The following is an 18,157-nucleotide window of genomic DNA, read 5'->3' as shown; positions in this document are numbered from 1 at the left end:
GACGCAGATACAGTCACATCGAGAAAGAGGAGACGAGTAACATTAATTACCTGCAACTACATTGCGCCAACCATGCGTTATGACTTGCCCGCATATCGTGGGAAGCGTATCACACTGCACAACCAATGCAATCGAACATCAATGTCTGCTGCAGGTATTATTTTGCCGCCGTTCTTTCATTCCTCTCTTCGGAAGATCGGTCTTAAACCTTAGCGTTCAATGGCTTCTTGTCGCAGCGACGCAATCCCTCATCCCCGCGCTCGCGGCAGCGTGACGCGGACCTGGAATCCGCCGGGGACGTTGCACGCGGCGATGTCGCCGTTGTGCAGGGCGACGACCTTGCGGGCTATGGCGAGACCGAGCCCGCTCCCCTGCGCCGCCGCGTCCCTGCCCCGGTAGAACGGCTCGAAGATGGAGGCCAGCTCCTGCTCGTCGAGCGGCGCGTGGCCGTTGGTGATCCGCAGCCGGACCCCCTGGTCTTCCCGGTCCAGCTCCACGAGCACCTCCGCGCCGGGAGTGCCGTGCAGCACCGCGTTCTCGAGCAGGTTCTTCACGGCAACCCGCAGCACCTCCTCGTTGCCGGCAATGGTCTCGCCGCCGTGCAGCTCCAGGCGCAGCGGGATTCCCCTGCTTTTCGCCAGCGGCCCCACCCCTTTCGCCACCCCCCCGATCAGTTCGGGGAGGTCGACCCGCCCCCCCAGCTGCAGGGGCGCCTGCAGGTCCAGCCTCGAGTACTGCAGGATCTCCCCCACCAGGCGGTCCGCCTCCTCGATCTCCTCACGGATCACCTCCAGCATCTCCCCGGCATCTTCCCGGTCGCAGCGGGCGACCGCCGTTTCCAGACACTCGCCCGCCACCCGGATGCGCGCCAGGGGGCTGCGCAGTTCGTGGGAGACGTTGGCGGTCAGCTCGCGGCCGCCGCGCACCATCCGCTCCACCGTCTCGGCCATGTCGTTGAAGGCGCGGGCCAGGCGCCCGATCTCGTCGCGCTCGGAGAGTTCCGCCCGCGCCGACAGGTCCCCGGCGGCGATGCGCAGGGCCGACTCCTCCAGGCGCTTGAGCGGCCGGGTGATGCGCAGGGTGAGCGGCACCGCGAGCAGCGCCACCAGCGCACCGATCAGGGCGAGCCCCGCGGCGAACCCCCCCGCCGGAAAACTGCCGCCGTGGCGCTGCGACAAAAGGTACAACCGCAGGGGGCGGTGCTCCGCGCCGGTCACCGGAAGCACCGCGTACCAGGGGAACCCCCCGGCCGGGTCGACGGTCACGGTCACCCCGTCGTGGCTCCCGGTCCGGCGCGCCACCGTCTCGACCTCAGGGGGGCGCCGCCCCTCAAAGGAGGCGCCCAGCAGCTCCCCCGCGGCATCGGTGACCCACACCAGGGCGTGGCTTCTCAGGGCGAGCTGCCGCGCGGCGCCCTGCACCGCGGCGGCCTCGTCGACGCCCCGGGCCAGCGCCGCGGCAACCGAGAGCTCCAGGAAATCCGCCGCGACGTGGCTGCTCTGCGCGACCGACTTGGTCACGTACTGGCGGTGGCTTTCCCCTACCACGAACAGGAAGAGGACGAAGACGAGGGCTTCGGTGAGGGCGAGCGCCACGCACCAGTGCAGCAGGATCTTGAGATAAAGGCTGCGGATCACGGTTCCTCCACCTCGAACATGTAGCCGGAGCCCCAGACCGTCTTGATGCAGCGCTTCCCCCCCGAGATCTGCTCGGTCTTCGTGCGCAGCTTGCTGATGTGGACGTCGATACTGCGGTCGAAGGGGCCGAAATCCTTGCCGCGTGCGTAGTTCAAAAGCGCCTCGCGGGTGAGCACCGTGCCCGGGTAGCTCATCAGCGCCTCCAGGAGCCGGTGTTCGGTCGCCGACAGCTCGACCTCCTGCCCCTGCCGGGAGACCGTGCGCCGCTTGCGCAAAAGGACGAACCCGCCCGCCTCGATGCGATCGCCGGCGGGGGTGGGCTGGCTGCGCCTGAGCACGGCGTTGATGCGCGCCAGAAGCTCCCGCGGGTTGAAGGGCTTGGGGAGGTAGTCGTCCGCCCCAAGCTCCAGGCCGGCGATGCGATCCTCGTCGTCCCCCCTGGCCGTCAGCATGATCACCGGGACCGCGCTCTCCTCGCGGATCCGTTTCAAGATAGAGAGCCCGTTCTCGCCGGGGAGCATGATATCCAGGATTACCGCCGCCGGTTCCCCCTCGTGCAGCGCCTCGACCACCGCTCCACCGTCCGGGAACTCTCTGGTGGTGAAGCCGTACTCGCCAAGGAACTTGGCTACCAGACGCCTGAGCCTCAGGTCGTCATCGACCAGGAAAATGTTTTTCATCTCGGTCACACCCCGCCTCCGGTTTTTCCTTGTTCCGCATAGTAACAGGGAAGCGCGAGGCTCTCGCTTTTTTTACCTTTTTTTTACATACGTCACATACTTTCTTTACACCTTTTCGCTACCCTGTGGCCACTACCATGCAAAGGGAAGCCGCGCCGCGACCCTTGCGGCGCGCCAAGAACCAAGGAGCAGACATGAGCCAGATCGAAGTGAGCGAAGAGATCCGCAGGAATTTCCACCTTTTCTGGGACAACTACCCCGAGCCCGTGATGCTGATCTACAAGGACAGGACCATACTGGAGGCCAACAAGGCCGCGCAGACCCTGGGCTACCCCACTGGCCTCAGGTGCGTCGACCTCGGCGAGAAGAAGCACCACGCCGGTTGCCGCGCCAACGTCGCCCTGCGCGACAAGACCGGCGTGCGCGACACCGCCTGGTACGACTTCAGGTCGGCCGTCCTGGACAGCTACTGGATTCCGCTGGCGGGCGCCGAAGACTTCTACGTCCACTTCGCCAACGACATCACCGAGTTCGCCTCCGAGCGCCTCATCCCCAAGAGCTGCGAGGGGGGTTGCGCCAGCTGCTCCGGGCATTAGGCCGGCCAGCGATTTCCCGCACCCACTCCACTTACGGATGGGTGGGCAAAGCAGCGAGGAGGGGCAGGCGTGTCCTCTCTGGATTCCCCTGACGAACCTTATAAAAGGGGTCATGCGTCGGCATGACCCCTTTTATCGCCGCGGCGCCCCCCTGTTGCCCGCCGCGGTCGGTCACCTGGTCAGTAGTCACTCCCCAAAAGGTAACTGCGGGCAGCCGCCGGGTTGGCAAGCACCTGGTCCGGGCGCATCATCTCGTTGTCCTCGTGGTCGATGATGTGGCAGTGCCAGACGTAGCCGTTGCCGCCGTTGGGATCGAAGGGGAAGAAGCCCGCCGCGGCCGGGCTCGAGGCCGGCAGGTCGGTCGGTGCCCAGCGCACGGCGATCCGGGTCACCTGTCCCGGATAGGCGATGACGGTGTCCTTCCACCCCGCTTCGTGGGGCAGCGGCGGAAGCGCGTTTCTCAGGTAGAGCGGCTTGCCGTTTTTACCCACGGCAGCGATGTCCGGGTTCCCCCCGACGGCACGCGCGTTGCCGGGGTTGTTGTCGTAGCTCTGCGGCGGCCCGAAGCCCGGAATGAAGACCCCCTTCGGATAAGGCTGCCCGGTCATCGGGTCGTACCCCCCGCCGGGGAAAGCGGCGGCGTAGGCCGCGGCGTACGCCTTGGCGTCGAAGCCCTGCCGGTTCACCAGCTGGAACTGCGCCAGGTGCAGGTGGATGGGATGGGCGTCCTCGGTCAGGTTCACGATCTCCCACACCTCGGTTTCCCCCTCCTGCGGGCGCTCGGAGACGAAGTTTCCGCCGGCGTCGGCAGCGAAGCCCGGGATGGGCTCGAACTGGTACATCCCCCCCTCTACGCCGACGATACGCTTGCCGGTCCACTTGGTGTTGTTGACCAGGATCTCGAGCGGCCCTCCCGGGTAGGCGGTCTGGGCCCCGTCCACCGGGTTCGTAGCCGCCTGCGCCATCCCCATCACCTCGTTTAGGGTCAACTGCCTGGTCTTATGCACCGCCACCCCCGGCGCCACGGTCCCGGTCGCCGGGTCGGCCAGCCGCACCAGGGGCGGCCCCTGGTCGGTGCCACCCCGAAGCCGCGCATCGGCCAGGGCGGGGTTGAAGGAGCCGTCCGCGATGGTCCCGCCCACCACGCGAAACTGCAGGATCCTCCCCGTCGTGTTGCCGTCGGCTGTCTCCCCTCCCGGATAGGGGGTCTTGGCCGTGTTGCGCAGCAGCCAGCTGCCGGAGTAGGGGGCCCCGTTGGGGCCTATCCTGCCGGCCTGGTATCCCGCGAAGTCGACGATGACCTGGTAGCGCTCGCCCGGCAACAGGACCAGTTTTCCCGAAGCCCTCGGATCGATCTTCACCGGCCGGTCCAGGTACCCCCCGTCGGTGCCGATCACCCACAGCGGCGGGCCGGGGTTCTTGGAAACCGGGTCCACCAGCGCCATCTCGTAGCTCCTCGCGTTGGACCCGTTCAGAAACAGCAGGGTGTAGCGCTTGGCCTGCACCTCCTTGTAGGGCCAGGACTTCCCGTTAACCACGATCACGTCTCCCACGAACTCCGGGTTCCAGTAGGGGTGTTCCGGGTTGAGCGCCCAGAGCGCGCCACCCGCCGTCCCCGCCGTGAAGAAGAGCTGCCCGTTGCTGTCGAACATGCGGTCCTGGACCACCAGCGGGATCAGCTCCGGCAGGTTCTTGGGGTCGTGCGGCGGATCGGTCACGAGGTAGGCGCCGGCCAGCCCCGCATAGACGTTGAGCCGGGTGGCCCCCAGGGTATGGTCATGGAACCAGATCGGCGCTCCCTCCTGGCTGTTGGGGTAGCGGTAGATGGCGTAGTTCGAGGCGCTGGAGCCGTCTTTGCTGTAGAAGGAAGCGCCCTTCCTGGTGCCGTCGCTGGTGAACCACGAATCCGGCCCCCCGTCCAGTTGCGGGGGAACCTCGCCGCCGTGCAGGTGGACCGCCGCCGGGATCGGCGCATCGTAGCTTTCGCCGTAGTTGGCCGCGCAGTCGCTGCCTGGCTCCGGCGGCATGGCCATATGCGCGCACATGCTCTCGCCGTCGTGGAGCGGGTCCGCCCAGTGCAGTGTCTGGTCCGTGCCGTACCTGTAGGCCAGCACCCTGGTGCTCCTTGCGGTGGGGAGATCGTTGATGAACTTCATCTCCGTTGGTACGCCGCGGGTTGCCGCGATCACCGGCCCGATGAAGGAGTGGCGCCCCGGCACCGTGCCGTCGGCGAGCTGTCCCGCCGCCTGGTCCGGCTTCAGGTATCCCCAGACCCAGGTGCCGCTGTAACCGGGGACTGTTTTCGCCGGGAGCACCATGGTCTTGAACTCCTTCATGCGGAGTTCGATCCGGTCGCTCCCGGCGGGAATGAGGTCCAGATCGGGCAGGCGATCCACGAACTGGGGAATGGAGGAACCTGCCAGTGGAACCTGTGGGGAAACTCCTCCCCACGCATCAATCAGGGATGTTGTGACAAGTGCCACCGCTCCCAGAGTACAAAGTATAAGTCTCGTCCTCATAGCACAGCCTCCTCCACCACGATTTGATCACATAACCATTAAACGCAATTTTTGTTCCCACGCGTAACCGGCTGTTTTTGCGTCGAGACCCGACTTTTGCCGCATCCGACCACGGATTTTCTGTAACGATTTCATCCTTTGCCGGGGAAGACTGTCTTATTTTTCGCACCCCTTGTCATTCAGTCATGTCGGGTTGATTTTCATTCCGGCGCTGGAAAACAAAAAGGGCCAGCCTTTTAGGCTGACCCTTTGTCATTGAGTTTATATGAACGCTGTTCTTGGCAGCTACTCCGGAACGTACTCCGCGGCGCCGATTTCGGTAAGGTAGAGCCTCACCGTGATCGAGCAGGCATCTGCGATTCCCTTGACCATGGCCATGACCTTTTCCAGGATGGCCGCGGCGAGCTTGTTTTCAACCGAGGTGCGGGGTCCAAGGCTACGGGCCAGCACGATGATGCGGATGTCCGCGCCGATGTCCCGGCTGCTTGCCTGGGAAAACTGCAGCGAGATCTGCTCCGGTTTGAGGATGGCCATCTTCCCGCCGCGGATTTCCAGCAATTCGGAAATGATGCTAGGGAGCTCTCTGGCCAGGCCGTCAAGCACCTCGTCATTCACATTTGCTTTATGGACTATCGCGACATTCATGATTACCTCCTCCTTGTGCTGTTTGAGCTTTGAACAATCTCGCCAGTATAGAAGAAAAAGACACAGACATCAACAAAGAGATGACTCGAAAACAAAAGGACCAGGCCTGACGGCTTGATCCCTTGCAAGCGATGCATTGTCTCTGCCTTACTATGGCAGCACGAAGAAGAAGATCGATCCCTGCCCTTTTTCCGATTCGGCCCAAATCTTTCCCTCGTGCCTGTCGATGATTCGTTTGACTGTGGCGAGCCCTATGCCGTTGCCTTCGAATTCTCTGCCGTGCAGCCTCTGGAAGGCGACGAAGAGGTTCTCCTTGTACTTGCGGTCAAAGCCGACCCCGTTGTCCTTGATGAAGATTACCAGCTGGTCGTCAACGATGATCCGGCCGACTTCGATCTTCGGGTTGTCTCTGGTCGAGGTGTACTTCCAGGCGTTCTCCAAGAGGTTCCACATCAACTGGGTCAGCAGGGCCTTATCACCCTGGACGTACAGCCCGTCGACGATGACGACCTCGACTGACCGCCCCGGGTCCCCTTCGGCGAGCCGCTCCATCGCCCCGCGGGCCAGGGCGCTCAGGTTGACCATGTCGCTTTTCAGCTTGATACGGTTTACCTTGGCCAGCTCGAGCATGTCATCGATCAACCGGCTCATGTCCCTCGTGGCTTGGCGGGAGCGCTCCAGCAGATGCCGCGCCTCCTCGGGGAGATGGCATTCGAAATCCTGGGCCAGGATGCTCAGGTAGCCGTTTATGTGGCGCAGCGGTGCCCTCAGGTCATGGGAAACCGCATAGCTGAAGGATTCCAGCTCCTTCACCGTAAGCTCCAGGCTGTGCGCCCGCGCGGCAGCGTTCTCCCACGCCACCTGAAACCGCTGTCCTGCAACTCCGATTCCGTCTGGTGCAGTTCGAGCTCCAAGAGCAAACGGTGCCGATCCATCTCCGAAGGGCGCGCCGGCAGTGCCTGCGCCCCCTCGGCGTTTTACCTTCTCCGACTCTTCGCTAGCTGTTCCCATGGTGGAAGCCCTATACGATCGCAGGGTATTTATGAAAAGATTTACCAACCGTTGCACATTAAATTATTGAAAGGTTAATTTCAATCAAAAATAATGTCCGACGCGCCCCCACTGCGTAACGCCTCTGGCTCGCACCGGCCAGGGGAGAACCCGCGAACACGCCTCCCCCCTTTTTACGAACCCGCGGATCGACTGCTCCATGTGCCACGGCTTCACCCGTCCCGAGCACAACCTCAGGATCGGCCTGCTGCCCGGCAAAACTCTGCATCGGTTCCCTGCAATCGGGGCCCGGCGACGGGCCCCTCTTTTTGCGCGCCCCGGCAGCCTTCCCATCTAGGAGCGACATCCCGGCGGCCGAGTTAAGACCGAGGGAACCCGGCGCAGACTGCCAACCCAAAAACAAAAAAGGGGGACCAGGCAAAATGCCTGGTCCCCCTTTTCAGATGGCGCGCCCGGAGCGATTCGAACGCCCGGCCCCAAGATTCGTAGTCTTGTGCTCTATCCAGCTGAGCTACGGGCGCAAACTTGAGAAATGCAAGGGGTCAGGAAGAGCCTGACCCCGCTTTTTATGGCGCGCTCGGAGAGATTCGAACTCCCGACCTACGGATTCGTAGTCCTTATTGTCTCTTGTTTCATCCACGCCCACCTTGTCACCTTTTGTCCTGAGTCGCCACTAAACTTATTTGACATTTCAGTGTTTTATCGGTATTACTATAGTCACACTGTTTCATATTAATTCACCTGAGCACAGGGATTTACTACGGCACTATTACGGCATCAACTTCCACGCCGTAACAAGCAAGGGGGGGCACTCATGAAGGTGACGACATTCACGGACGCCATGATTAAGAAGCTGAGGCCGGAGAATAAGAAGTATGTGAGGGGTGAGGGTAACGGCTTTACCATCCGCGTGATGCCTTCCGGTGTTAAGACATGGCTGTATATCTATTCCTTTGGCGACAAGCGTCGGGAAATGAATCTGGGAGGCTACCCCGATGTTACCCTCGAAACTGCCAGGGATAAATTCATGGCGGCAAAGAGGAAGGTTAAGAATGGCCTTGATCCCATAGCGGAAAAGAAAGCGGCTGTGGAAGCACTTCGCAACGAGTTAACTTTTCACCAACTAGCGACAGAGTACATTGCAAACAATGTCGAAGGCCAGCTTACTGAAAAGTCGGTTTACGACATTAAGCGTGTACTGCTTGGTTCTGAGAAAGATGGTGCAGTGGATGACTTCAAATCATGGCGGTCAAAGAAAGCATCTAGCATAACTGCTGAGGACGTTGCTAAACTTTTGAAAGCTGTCTCTGAAAGGTCGGCCGCAGCAGCCCGCAACATAATCAAGACCGCCCGCCCCATGTTCGCCTATGCCCTCCCACGCGGGATTGTAGGGGAAAACCCTTTCATACTCGCCAGTATCAAGAGTTTCCTGTCTAAGCCGGTACGGAGCAAACTGGAGCCCACCTTTAAGAACCGAACCCTTACCGAGGATGAAATCAGGCACGTATGGAATTCGCTTCAGACCGGCAAGGGAAGCATTGAGGCTAAAAATGCTTTACGGCTTATGCTGCTCACAGGCCAGCGGCCCTCAGAGGTCCTAGGGCTTCACTCGGACGAAATCAACGGTAACTGGTGGACCCTCCCGAAACACCGGACCAAGGCGCGGCTAGATGTTAAGAGGGCAGACCACATGGTTTATCTTGTCCCTGAGTCACTACAAATCATTGGAATGAAATCAGGGTTGATTTTCAAGTCACCAGCGCCAGCTAAAATCAAGCCTGGGGAACCAGCTGTAATCAAACCCATCGCCATTAACGCGTTAGGGCACATGCTCAGGGCTAACAATTATTTCGGGCTTCCCCCTTGGGGCGCTCATGATCTTCGCCGGACTTGCAGAACCTTCATGTCCGACATTGACGGTATCACCACGAATGCAGCCGAAGCTATCCTTAACCATGCCAAGGAAGGCACCAAGAGAAACTATGACCAGCACAAATACCAGCGGCAGATTGAAAATGCCCTTACGCTTTGGCGGGATAAGCTGGTCGAAATTATCGGTAAGCCTCTAGTGCAAGACCTCCCTTCAAATGTGATACCGATCCGGGGCAAATCTGCCACAAACTAACACAAAATCTAAATATTACAAATACATAGCCCTACTGGTGAATCCGGTAGGGCTTTTTTGTTGATTGCGTGTTGGTGAAAAATAATGTTAGCTCGGAGATGATTTTAAGAACAGGTATTCACCAAAAACACGTTTTATTTCAAATGCTTAAATAGTATTTGCACTAGGCAATAAGTCTAGTGCGTAAAAAAAACTATATTTGACGTAATAGCGGTAGGTTACGAGCAGATACTGTCTCATAAATGATTCTTCAATAGTGCATGATAGTGCATGTTAGTGCAGGATAGTGAAGCATAGTTTTGTACCTTTTAAAGGTATGGGCAATCTGCTACCCCTTGATTATTACTGGAACATGATCTAGGTTGTACAAACGACATAGCGGCCGCTTTGTTAAAAGATTAAGTCAAAGGAGAAACAATAATGTACTCAAAAGATAGTATGGTTATACTACCGCAACAAGACAAGTACAGATCCAAAGCCACAGATAGAGTGTTAAGGCCGAAGGCACAAGCAGAACTTTTAGGAGTGTCTCGAACATCCCTGTGGCGGTTGCGGCTGGAACCAGGATTCCCGAAGGTAATCCGCGTGGGCGTCGGTAGCGTTGGACGCCTGGAAAGTGAGTTGCTGGCTTGGTTGCACTCCCGTCAGGAGGTGTAAGACCATGACTAGATCGACCAGCACCAAAGACATAGACCTTTGTGCGGCCATCATGACCGCTACCGACAGAATCCCCTCAATCCTGCGTCAATCAGGGCAGGCTCTTGTCTCGTTCGAGTTCAAAGACAATGAAGAGACCCGCGCGGTGATAATGGCTTATGCCACTGGCGAACTCATGCAGCCTGTAAAGCGGTTCGCCGCTTGTCGTGCTTGGTTGTACCGGCAGGCAAGGGGGGTGAAAGCATGACAGATGCCCCCGTGAAAGGAAAAGGCACCCCCAGTAAGCGGTTCAGCTTTAGCACATTCACCAGCCTAAGGCGCACCAAGGCCAAACTGCTTGACCTCGACAAAGCGGGCGTTATCTCGACCTTTGCCAAACATGCAGTCAGAAACGAAAAGGACGGTAAATTATTTGCTCCTGCAACCTTTAGCGGCAAGAGGGGGAACGAGACTTTCATAGCCGCGCAGGGGATTTGCCTAGACTTCGATCATGGGATGCCTGCTGTAAAGGATGTATTAGAGCTATTCCCCGGTACCTTTGCAGTTTACCACTCCACCTATTCGCATACGCCTGAGGCACCACGGTTTCGTATCGTTCTGCCATTGTCGCGTCCAGTTGGTCGTGAAGAGCATGCGCTGCTTGTGGAAGGAGTAAAAAGCATACTCTCCCCCGATGTGATGGAGTGTTTAGACCAAACATGCCTTGAGAGAGCGAGGGCGCACTTTTTGCCTTCATGCCCCCCACAAGGGAAGTGTCACACCTTCGCAAGCCAACAAGACGGTGAACTGCTTGACGTTGACCATTTCATCGACTTAGGGAGAGCTATCGCACCAGAAGGGCCGGTCAGTCTGTGTAATGCGAGAGCGGCTACTACTCCCGCACCCTCCCCAGCATTTGAGTTTGTCGATCCCGCCACCGGAGAGGTAATTGATCTTCGCGCTTGGGCAGTTCAGAACCCGTCCTTTGACCTTATTGGGGCGCTAGATCCTAAGTACCTCCGCGATAAGTCTAAAGACGGTAAGCAGCACATCGTCTGCCCTTTTGAGGAGCAGCATAGCGAGAAGGCCCAGGATCTTGCGACCTTCGCAGCCAATGCCTCCCAGCCCCAATATCCGGCTTGGGCCGTTCACTGCCGCCATGCTCATTGCGTCGAGCGTGACCGCCTGGAGTATCTTCAAGCCTTCCTTGAGAGAGGCTGGCTATCAACCGACCACCTTTATACACCGTCTGCGTCGGCTGCGTTGGAACTGCGTCGGCCTACATTCGTCAATTATCCTTTTCAGGAGATTACCACCGAACTAAGCCGGAATCCGCTACAGCCTGACGAGTTCCGTATATTCCTGCACCTAGCGCACATCGCTTGGATTGCCCACGATGGGGCTATTCTTGATGATGATTGGGCCATCCACAGGGGGCTAGGGATCACTGCCGACCAGTGGGCGACTCATCGAACTGCCCTTATTAGATCGGGCTGGTTGGTCGAAAGCGATGGGCGACTTGTAAGCCAACCGATTAAAAGGGAGTACGACAAGGCACAGACTGCTTTAATGGGCAAGATAGTAGGGGGGCAAAAGGGAGGGTTGAAAACACAAAAGCAAAGAAGCAGAGCTTGAAGCATACCTTCAAGGATAGCTTTAAGCTCTACCTTAAGCTCTACCTTGAGGTCCACCTTAAGCTCCACCTCAACTAGATTATAGACTTTAGATTTTAGATTTTACCTCCGTTCTTATAGTGCTCACTCCTCACAGGGCAGAAACTGCGAGCAGATGAGGCATGTTAGGGAATGCAGACAATCGGCGAGGACAGGAGAACATCGCATGAGAGCACTCAAAAAACAGCTTCAGGACTACAAGAAAGCCACAAATGGAGAGCCGAACCGACTCTTAGTCATCGAAGCTATGGAAAAGATCATTGCAGTGGTTGAAGAGCATCTTGCATCGGCAAATTCACGGTGGGCAGTAATGACAACAATGCGGTCGTTCCTCCAAGACGCCAACGGCATCCTTGATGAGGGAGTCAAAAATCTTAGGTTTGACAGTTGTTGGCATGAACAGGAGCTAGAGAAATACAATCGGCTTATTGACAAGATATCTGCTTGGGCGGCCCTCCCCTCCCCAGCGCAAGCCCTCCTAATGCCATTGCCGGGAAAGCCGCCCCTTGGAACCGACACCGACATGCAGCAAAAGGAGATTTAAACCAGGCCTAAATTCACCCCTGATGATTAATCCTGGAGGGTGGAATCATTATCTATGCGCGTGCATATAGGCTTCTGTAAATGGGGCTAATTCCCCTTCAAAGGAGAAAACGACATGAACACCGACGAAAAAGCAAACCATGAAAACCCTAGGAACCCCGTCAAGGCCATCCGCCTTAAATGCCGGGACTGCACTTGTAACCAGCTTGTAGAAATCGACAACTGCACGGTGAAGGGTTGCGCACTGCACCCGTTCCGTTTCGGCAAGAATCCGTATCGGACCAAAAGAGAATGGACCGACGAGCAAAAAGCGCTACGGGCAGAACAACTAAAAAGGGCCGTCTGTCAAATCAACGCACATTCCTAGACGCAAAATACAAGCAAACTCTCTCAGCGGGTAGCGGAGCAAGGGGTAAGCGTCACCCTGTCGTTTTCCGCCTACAAATCTCGCCGCTATCGAACCGGCCACTTTCACAGGGGTGCGCCGGTTTTTTGTTGCTAATGAATACCTGCTAGCTTATACAAAGCCAGATGTCAGAGGATAGTGGGGCTTGGCAGATTTTTGTTTATGCTGCCGTCTTCTGCTTGCCTCCCCCCTCTGCCTTCATTTTATTAGCCCACTATCTATGCTCTTAGAACTCCACACAAAGTAAGGGGGACTAAATGGAAAATTGGGAAATATTGTTTTTGATATGTCTCGGAGGGGGTGCGCTGTGGCTTGCCTGTCAAAGATGGTTCTGGATACTTGCTACAGGAATTGGTGCACTGGCGTGTGCGTTCACAACGCTAGCCTGTATTTTCCATTTCCAGATATTGGGAGCACTCGGAGCGTTTTTCCTGATGGGCGCATTATGGATAGCGTCAGCATGGTTAGCGGATACGGCATAGACCAGCTGCGGTGATGAGGATAAAGCTGAACTTCCAAGACTCCTAGCGGAACTACAATAAATAAGGAGGCACAATGGGCTTAGACAATGAATTCGTCGACAGAGAACACAGCATCGAAAACGCTGAATATTCTTCTACGGTTGCGTGCTTAGAGACTGATACCATGCCCTTGGGCCGGGTTCCATTTATGCGGTCAATCAACGGCGTAGGCCTTAGTTTGTACGGAAATGGTGATTACCACAAAGAAACCGACTCCCATGTAAAAACACTTTACCTGATCATTTTTTTCATCCCATTTCTTCCTCTGAAAAGATTTCGGGTGAAACCAGCAGGTGGGGAATTTTACGTTATTTCATCGGAATCCAGGTACATTTTTATGTTTCAGTTGCCATTGACCACACGACAAAAGATTCACAAAAATGCAGCTTTGGCCGTATTAGCAGCGCTAGTCCTTGCTGTCATATTACATTAGGTTCCAACAAGGCAGATTTCATGCCACGGTCCCCGGTTTGTATCCGCTAAATCCAGAGAAGCAGTTGGGCGCGGCCCACGCGAAAACGCAGGTAAGGTAAGCAATGCACGGCCTCACATTGACTCCGCGCGCGCGTAATGCGGACGCAAACTCAAAATATCCCGCATCACGATAGGAGTAGCAGAATGGAAACTGTTGTTATTTGCGCCGTGATAGCGGCAGCATTCGCATATTTGATTAGTGTTACATCCCGTACCCTCAGCGCAACGGATGAATTGAAATCTGAACTTGCCGCCCTAAGACGCGAAATGCAAAACAGAAAGTAAACCAGTTGCCTATGGTGCTGAACCTATACGGGCGGCGTTGGATGGCACCTTTATAGGAGGAAGGGGAGGGCCTGGGGTCGGTATCCCGGTGGGGGCGGGCGGCGTAACCAGCAAACTGAGGCTAGCGGATACAAGGCAGGGGAGGTTGCACAACGACAAAGGGCCTACAGCGGCAAGCTGTAAGCCCTCTTGTTTTTGGCGCGCCCGGAGCGATTCGAACGCCCGGCCCCAAGATTCGTAGTCTTGTGCTCTATCCAGCTGAGCTACGGGCGCAAAGGGGTTTTGCGACTTTATTACGGCACTTACTACGGCACAAACATAAAAGTAAAAATCAGGTAGCCGTAACACCCTGTTTTTTATGGCGCGCTCGGAGAGATTCGAACTCCCGACCTACGGATTCGTAGTCCGTTGCTCTATCCAGCTGAGCTACGAGCGCATTCTTTATCAACTGGCCGGCAGGTAGTCGACCAGGGTGAAACCGTACTGTGGATGCTGAAATGCATGCGTGGTGGGGTAGAGCGAAAACAGCCACCCCTTGTAGATCTCCTTCCCCTTTTCCCGGATCACCAGCTGAGCCGCGGGATTGACCAAGTCGTTGGACTGGGAAGTGAGGGTGGTGCCTTCCATCACGAAGTGCGGTAAAAACGTTTCCACCTTGAGCGTCAGGTCCGATCCGGGAAGATTGAAGTCGGAGCCTATCTTCAGGGTGTAGACCTTCTTCAAGTGGGCGTTCTTGTCGGCGACCCGGATCTGCACCGCCTTCCACTTTCCCTTCACCTGATCCGGTACCACCACCGTGGAAGGAGCCTCGGCCACCTTCGGTGCTGTTGCCGTCTGCTCCGACTTTTCCTTCTCGTTGCACCCTGCTGCGAACCCGATAGCGATGAGGGACAAAACTGTCAGTTTCATCAACCGCTTCACTACAACCTCCGCTGCTGCAACAACCCTGCTACTGCGTACTGCAAAAAAAATGGCGGAGAGCGAGGGATTCGAACCCTCGATACCGGTTTCCCAGTATACACGCTTAGCAGGCGTGCGCCTTCGACCTACTCGGCCAGCTCTCCGTTTCAACCTCTACTGCTTTTTCCCTGCTGTGAATCAATGGCGGAGGAAGTAGGATTCGAACCCACGGAACTTTCGTTCAACGGTTTTCAAGACCGCCGCCTTCAACCACTCGGCCATTCCTCCAAAGCCTAGCTGATGCGCTCCGCTCCGCCCATGTAGGGTCTGAGAGCCTCGGGGATCAGCACCGAACCGTCCGCCTGCTGGTAGTTCTCCAGCACCGCTACCACGGTTCTTCCGACTGCGAGGCCCGAGCCGTTCAGCGTGTGGACAAATTCCGGCTTTGCCTTCTCGTCCGGGCGGAAACGGATCCCGGCCCGACGCGCCTGAAAATCTTCGAAACAGCTGCAGGAGGATATCTCCCGGTAGCAGTTCTGACCCGGCAACCAAACCTCGATGTCGAAGGTCTTGGCGGCCGAAAAACCGATATCGCCGGTGCAAAGCTCAACGACCCGATAAGGTATCTGCAGCCTGCGCAGCACCTCCTCGGCGTTGCCGAGCAGCTTCTGCAGCTCCTGGTAGGATTGCTCGGGGGTGGTGAACTTGACCAGCTCGACCTTGTTGAACTGGTGCTGCCTGATCAGACCGCGCGTGTCCTTGCCGTAGGAACCCGCCTCCTTCCGGAAGCAGGGGGTATAGGCGCAGTATGAAATCGGCAGCTCCGATCCCTTCAGGATCTCGCCGCGATGAATGTTGGTTACCGGAACCTCTGCCGTGGGGATGAGAAAAAAATCGACCCCTTCCAGATGGAAGAGATCTTCCTCGAACTTGGGCAACTGGCCCGTACCGGTCATGCTGTCCCTGTTTACCATAAAGGGCGGCAGCATTTCAATATATTTATGCTCGTCGGTATGAAGGTCGAGCATGAAGTTGATCAGCGCTCTCTCCAGCCTGGCGCCGAGCCCCTTGTACAGCGTAAAACGCGCTCCGGTCAGCTTCGCGCCGCGCTCGAAGTCGAGGATGCCGAGGTTCTCGCCGATCTCCCAGTGCGGTTTCGGCTCGAAGGAGTAGCTGGGGATCTCGCCTTCCAGGCGCACCACGACGTTGTCCGCTTCGGACTTGCCCACCGGGGTGGTCTCGTTCGGGATGTTGGGGACGGTGAGGAGGAATGCCTGCAGCTCCTCTTCCACGCCCTTCAGCTGCTCGTCGATCCCCTTGATCTGCTGGGAGACCTCGCGCATCTGCGCCTTCTTGTCGTCACCCTGGCTCTTGTCCTTGAGGCGGGCGATCTCTTCGGTGACCTTGTTGCGCAACGCTTTCAGCGTCTCGCTCTGCTGGAGCAGTTCGCGCCGGCTACCGTCGAGCTCCTTGAAGCGGGCGATATCGACTCCCTCGCCCCTGGTCTTCAACCGGGCTTCTACAGTCTCCAGGTTTTCGCGTAAGTATCTAGCGTCGAGCATGAGTGCGCCTTTACTTTCAGATCACCAAAGCTATACTGTCTAACATTCAATTCTGGGTTAGTCAACTCTTTTTTGCTAAGCCGGCACTTCCTATGCCCGCTGACAGGAGACAGCCGTGGCCAGACTCTTCATTGCCATTGAACTCCCCGAAGACATAAAGCTCTCTCTTTCGGCGTTTTGTGATGAGGTTCCCGGTCTGCGCTGGGTACCGCCCGACCAGATCCATCTGACCCTCCGCTTCCTGGGGGACGTCCTGCCCCAGACCTCCGCCTCACTGAAGCAGAACCTCTCCGCCGTTAACTTCGCCGCCTTCCCGCTCACCCTGCGTGGGGTCGGACACTTCCCGCCACACGGACACCCGAGGGTGCTCTGGGTCGGAGTGGAGGAATCCCGGCCGCTTCTCACCCTGCAGCAGCAGATAGAGTCCGCCGTCGTCAATGCCGGCGTACTACCCGAGGAGCGAGGTTTTTCCCCGCACATCACCCTGGCCCGCATCAAGGAGAATGCATCTGCTGCCGTGGCACGCTTCGAGGCCGGTCACCGGGACCTCAGCTTCCCGCCTTTCAACGTCGAAGAATTCATCCTCTTCTCCAGCGTTCTTACGCCCAAGGGCGCCATCCACCGCCTGGAAGAAACCTACCTCTTCCGGTAGTTCCCCCGAACACGGCGGGCGTTAAGGCGCCGCTTTCACGTGGAAGATCAGTGTCGCGGCGAGTCAAGAAGTTGTCGATTGGGATTCAGGTCGTGGCGCCGAAGCGACGTCAGCTCGTCATTCGGGCCCTTGGGGCAGGATCAAGGTCGGCCCGGAGGAGTGTCCCCTCCGGGCCGGGTAGAGGTTTAGAAGAGTTTGAGCACGGACTGCGCTGCCTGCGAGGACATGGAGAGCGAGGTGGTGCCAAGGCTCTGGCGTGTCTGCAGCATCAGCATGTTGGCGCCTTCCTGGTTCATATCGGCCAGTGTCAGGTTGTCGGCGCCGGTTTGCAGCGTGCTGACCATCGAATCGGTGAAGCTCTGGCGGGTGGTGATGATGTTCAGGTTTGCCGCCAGGGTTTGGGTGTTGGACCTCAGGGTCGAGATGGCGGTATCCATCTTCGCCGTGTCCGTGGTGATGTCCGAGTTGGTAGCCCAGCTGGCGCTCGCGCTGGAGAGGCTCAGGCCGCTGGCATTTCCCAGGAAGCCGACCACGTTCAGGCTGGAACTCGCGTCCTCGTTGAAGTTCACGGTCAGCGTGTTGGTGGCGCTCAGCAGGTTAAGGCCGCGATAGCCCGAGTCGGACGAGATGTTGTCTATCTGGCTGCGGATGGTGTCATACTGGGTGGCCAGTTTCGATCTAGTGCCCGTATCGCTGGTGGAAAGGGCGGACTGCGCGATACCTTTTGCGGCGTTGATCAGGCCGGTGATGGCCGTGATGCCCGCGTTGGTGGCGCCGACCGTCTGCACCGCTTCCGACATGCCGTCCTTACGGTCGGACAGGTCGCTGGCACGCTGGTTCGCGTTCTGAGCTGCAAAGTAGTTGGTCGGGTTGTCAAGTGCACTGTTCACCTGCTTGCCCGAGGACAGCCTCTCCTGCGTTCTGTTCAGGAGCTTGCTGGTCGATTGGAGGTTGAGGAGGTTGGTCCTCATTCCTGCTGTTAAAGAGATATCGCTGGTTGACATGGTGTTTTCCCCCTTCTGGTTTTGGTCCCGGCGTTCTTGCCGGTTTTTTTACTGCGGCCGATAGGGAGAACCCATTTTTCACCATGTGTGCCGTTTTTACAGGCGAGCCTGCAGCGCACCCCTTCCGGCAAGCCTCCTGATCCGCGCCACCCCCGGCACATCCGCCATAAAAACGCGTATCTACACAGTCTTACCAAGGAGGAAGCAACAGGACTAAGGGAGAGAAATTTTTTTTGCGGTTGGGGGAGCCGCGCCCCGCATGGTTTGCCCCTGGCGGAGAATCGGGGG

General features: G+C 57.6%; 17 protein-coding genes and 5 tRNA genes. 9 read left to right on the top strand and 13 right to left on the bottom strand.

The window, feature by feature from the left end; translation table 11 throughout:
• Window positions 1–248: 248 nt before the first annotated feature.
• Window positions 249–1,637 (bottom strand): sensor histidine kinase, encoded by a 1,389-nt coding sequence (locus KP003_RS20095; protein ID WP_217300192.1) that lies wholly within the window; start codon window positions 1,635–1,637, stop codon window positions 249–251.
• A complete protein-coding gene (locus KP003_RS20090; protein WP_236026704.1) occupies window positions 1,634–2,317 on the bottom strand; it encodes a response regulator in 684 nt (227 codons plus the stop codon). The genes KP003_RS20095 and KP003_RS20090 overlap by 4 nt, the downstream gene beginning before the upstream one ends.
• Window positions 2,318–2,511: 194 nt before the next feature.
• On the opposite strand from KP003_RS20090, the gene KP003_RS20085 reads away from it, so the two are divergent.
• Complete coding sequence (locus KP003_RS20085) at window positions 2,512–2,913, top strand: PAS domain-containing protein (RefSeq protein WP_216497121.1); 402 nt, start codon at window positions 2,512–2,514, stop codon at window positions 2,911–2,913.
• 179 nt (window positions 2,914–3,092) lie between these two features.
• Here KP003_RS20085 and KP003_RS20080 read toward each other — a convergent pair whose 3' ends face one another.
• The 4 genes from KP003_RS20080 to KP003_RS20065 all read right to left on the bottom strand — a co-directional run bounded on the left by KP003_RS20080 (window position 3,093) and on the right by KP003_RS20065 (window position 7,609).
• Window positions 3,093–5,432: a multicopper oxidase family protein gene (locus KP003_RS20080; RefSeq protein WP_216497122.1), complete on the bottom strand. Its 2,340-nt coding sequence runs from the start codon at window positions 5,430–5,432 to the stop codon at window positions 3,093–3,095.
• Window positions 5,433–5,717: 285 nt separating this feature from the next.
• Entirely contained in the window at window positions 5,718–6,077 is a 360-nt protein-coding gene (locus tag KP003_RS20075) for a hypothetical protein (protein WP_216497123.1), read from the bottom strand.
• A 150-nt stretch (window positions 6,078–6,227) separates the two neighbouring features.
• The gene (locus KP003_RS20070; RefSeq protein ID WP_216497124.1) at window positions 6,228–6,938 is read right to left on the bottom strand and encodes a sensor histidine kinase; all 711 of its coding nucleotides are present in this window, start codon (window positions 6,936–6,938) and stop codon (window positions 6,228–6,230) included.
• Window positions 6,939–7,532: 594 nt separating this feature from the next.
• Window positions 7,533–7,609 (bottom strand) — tRNA-Arg (locus tag KP003_RS20065).
• A 293-nt stretch (window positions 7,610–7,902) separates the two neighbouring features.
• Here KP003_RS20065 and KP003_RS20060 point away from each other — a divergent pair.
• From KP003_RS20060 to KP003_RS20030, 7 genes are all read left to right on the top strand, one after another.
• On the top strand, window positions 7,903–9,213 hold the full coding sequence (locus tag KP003_RS20060; protein WP_217300191.1) for a tyrosine-type recombinase/integrase: 1,311 nt from the start codon (window positions 7,903–7,905) through the stop codon (window positions 9,211–9,213).
• A 420-nt stretch (window positions 9,214–9,633) separates the two neighbouring features.
• The gene (locus KP003_RS21670; protein WP_217300190.1) at window positions 9,634–9,870 is read left to right on the top strand and encodes a helix-turn-helix transcriptional regulator; all 237 of its coding nucleotides are present in this window, start codon (window positions 9,634–9,636) and stop codon (window positions 9,868–9,870) included.
• 4 nt (window positions 9,871–9,874) lie between these two features.
• Window positions 9,875–10,117: a hypothetical protein gene (locus KP003_RS20050; protein WP_217300189.1), complete on the top strand. Its 243-nt coding sequence runs from the start codon at window positions 9,875–9,877 to the stop codon at window positions 10,115–10,117.
• A complete protein-coding gene (locus KP003_RS20045; RefSeq protein WP_217300188.1) occupies window positions 10,114–11,484 on the top strand; it encodes a hypothetical protein in 1,371 nt (456 codons plus the stop codon). The genes KP003_RS20050 and KP003_RS20045 overlap by 4 nt, the downstream gene beginning before the upstream one ends.
• A gap of 204 nt (window positions 11,485–11,688) precedes the next feature.
• Window positions 11,689–12,066 (top strand): hypothetical protein, encoded by a 378-nt coding sequence (locus KP003_RS20040; protein ID WP_217300187.1) that lies wholly within the window; start codon window positions 11,689–11,691, stop codon window positions 12,064–12,066.
• A 114-nt stretch (window positions 12,067–12,180) separates the two neighbouring features.
• Window positions 12,181–12,432 carry a hypothetical protein gene (locus tag KP003_RS20035; protein WP_217300186.1) on the top strand — a complete coding sequence of 84 codons (252 nt, stop codon included), beginning with the start codon at window positions 12,181–12,183 and terminating at the stop codon, window positions 12,430–12,432.
• A 594-nt stretch (window positions 12,433–13,026) separates the two neighbouring features.
• Complete coding sequence (locus tag KP003_RS20030) at window positions 13,027–13,425, top strand: hypothetical protein (RefSeq protein WP_217300185.1); 399 nt, start codon at window positions 13,027–13,029, stop codon at window positions 13,423–13,425.
• 522 nt (window positions 13,426–13,947) lie between these two features.
• Here the strand turns inward: KP003_RS20030 and KP003_RS20025 are convergent.
• The 6 genes from KP003_RS20025 to serS form a co-directional block, all read right to left on the bottom strand.
• Window positions 13,948–14,024: transfer RNA gene (locus tag KP003_RS20025), tRNA-Arg, on the bottom strand.
• Between the two features lie 86 nt (window positions 14,025–14,110).
• Window positions 14,111–14,187, bottom strand: a tRNA-Arg gene (locus KP003_RS20020).
• Between the two features lie 8 nt (window positions 14,188–14,195).
• Window positions 14,196–14,672: a DUF2155 domain-containing protein gene (locus KP003_RS20015; protein ID WP_217300184.1), complete on the bottom strand. Its 477-nt coding sequence runs from the start codon at window positions 14,670–14,672 to the stop codon at window positions 14,196–14,198.
• 50 nt (window positions 14,673–14,722) lie between these two features.
• Window positions 14,723–14,815 (bottom strand) — tRNA-Ser (locus KP003_RS20010).
• Window positions 14,816–14,853: 38 nt separating this feature from the next.
• Window positions 14,854–14,939 (bottom strand) — tRNA-Ser (locus KP003_RS20005).
• A gap of 5 nt (window positions 14,940–14,944) precedes the next feature.
• Entirely contained in the window at window positions 14,945–16,213 is a 1,269-nt protein-coding gene (serS, locus tag KP003_RS20000) for a serine--tRNA ligase (RefSeq protein ID WP_217300183.1), read from the bottom strand.
• Window positions 16,214–16,328: 115 nt separating this feature from the next.
• Here serS and thpR point away from each other — a divergent pair, with 115 nt between their 5' ends.
• Window positions 16,329–16,865, top strand: coding sequence for an RNA 2',3'-cyclic phosphodiesterase (gene thpR / locus KP003_RS19995; RefSeq protein WP_217300182.1), 537 nt, complete (start codon window positions 16,329–16,331; stop codon window positions 16,863–16,865).
• A 185-nt stretch (window positions 16,866–17,050) separates the two neighbouring features.
• Here the strand turns inward: thpR and KP003_RS19990 are convergent, their stop codons facing one another.
• Entirely contained in the window at window positions 17,051–17,869 is an 819-nt protein-coding gene (locus tag KP003_RS19990) for a flagellin (RefSeq protein WP_216789833.1), read from the bottom strand.
• Window positions 17,870–18,157: the final 288 nt, after the last annotated feature.

The organism is Geomonas diazotrophica, assembly GCF_019063885.1.
Classification (GTDB): Bacteria; Desulfobacterota; Desulfuromonadia; order Geobacterales; family Geobacteraceae; genus Geomonas; species Geomonas diazotrophica.
Note: the sequence above shows the minus strand (reverse complement) of the source record. Positions and strands in the feature narration are given on the sequence as shown.

Coding starts and splice junctions, on each gene's coding strand:
- KP003_RS21670 (WP_217300190.1), top strand. CDS start 9,634: ATGTACTCAAAAGATAGTATGGTTATACTACCGCAACAAGACAAGTAC.
- serS (WP_217300183.1), bottom strand. CDS start 16,213: ATGCTCGACGCTAGATACTTACGCGAAAACCTGGAGACTGTAGAAGCC.
- KP003_RS20040 (WP_217300187.1), top strand. CDS start 11,689: ATGAGAGCACTCAAAAAACAGCTTCAGGACTACAAGAAAGCCACAAAT.
- KP003_RS19990 (WP_216789833.1), bottom strand. CDS start 17,869: ATGTCAACCAGCGATATCTCTTTAACAGCAGGAATGAGGACCAACCTC.
- KP003_RS20050 (WP_217300189.1), top strand. CDS start 9,875: ATGACTAGATCGACCAGCACCAAAGACATAGACCTTTGTGCGGCCATC.
- KP003_RS20080 (WP_216497122.1), bottom strand. CDS start 5,432: ATGAGGACGAGACTTATACTTTGTACTCTGGGAGCGGTGGCACTTGTC.
- KP003_RS20035 (WP_217300186.1), top strand. CDS start 12,181: ATGAACACCGACGAAAAAGCAAACCATGAAAACCCTAGGAACCCCGTC.
- KP003_RS20060 (WP_217300191.1), top strand. CDS start 7,903: ATGAAGGTGACGACATTCACGGACGCCATGATTAAGAAGCTGAGGCCG.
- KP003_RS20085 (WP_216497121.1), top strand. CDS start 2,512: ATGAGCCAGATCGAAGTGAGCGAAGAGATCCGCAGGAATTTCCACCTT.
- KP003_RS20030 (WP_217300185.1), top strand. CDS start 13,027: ATGGGCTTAGACAATGAATTCGTCGACAGAGAACACAGCATCGAAAAC.
- KP003_RS20090 (WP_236026704.1), bottom strand. CDS start 2,317: ATGAAAAACATTTTCCTGGTCGATGACGACCTGAGGCTCAGGCGTCTG.
- KP003_RS20045 (WP_217300188.1), top strand. CDS start 10,114: ATGACAGATGCCCCCGTGAAAGGAAAAGGCACCCCCAGTAAGCGGTTC.
- KP003_RS20075 (WP_216497123.1), bottom strand. CDS start 6,077: ATGAATGTCGCGATAGTCCATAAAGCAAATGTGAATGACGAGGTGCTT.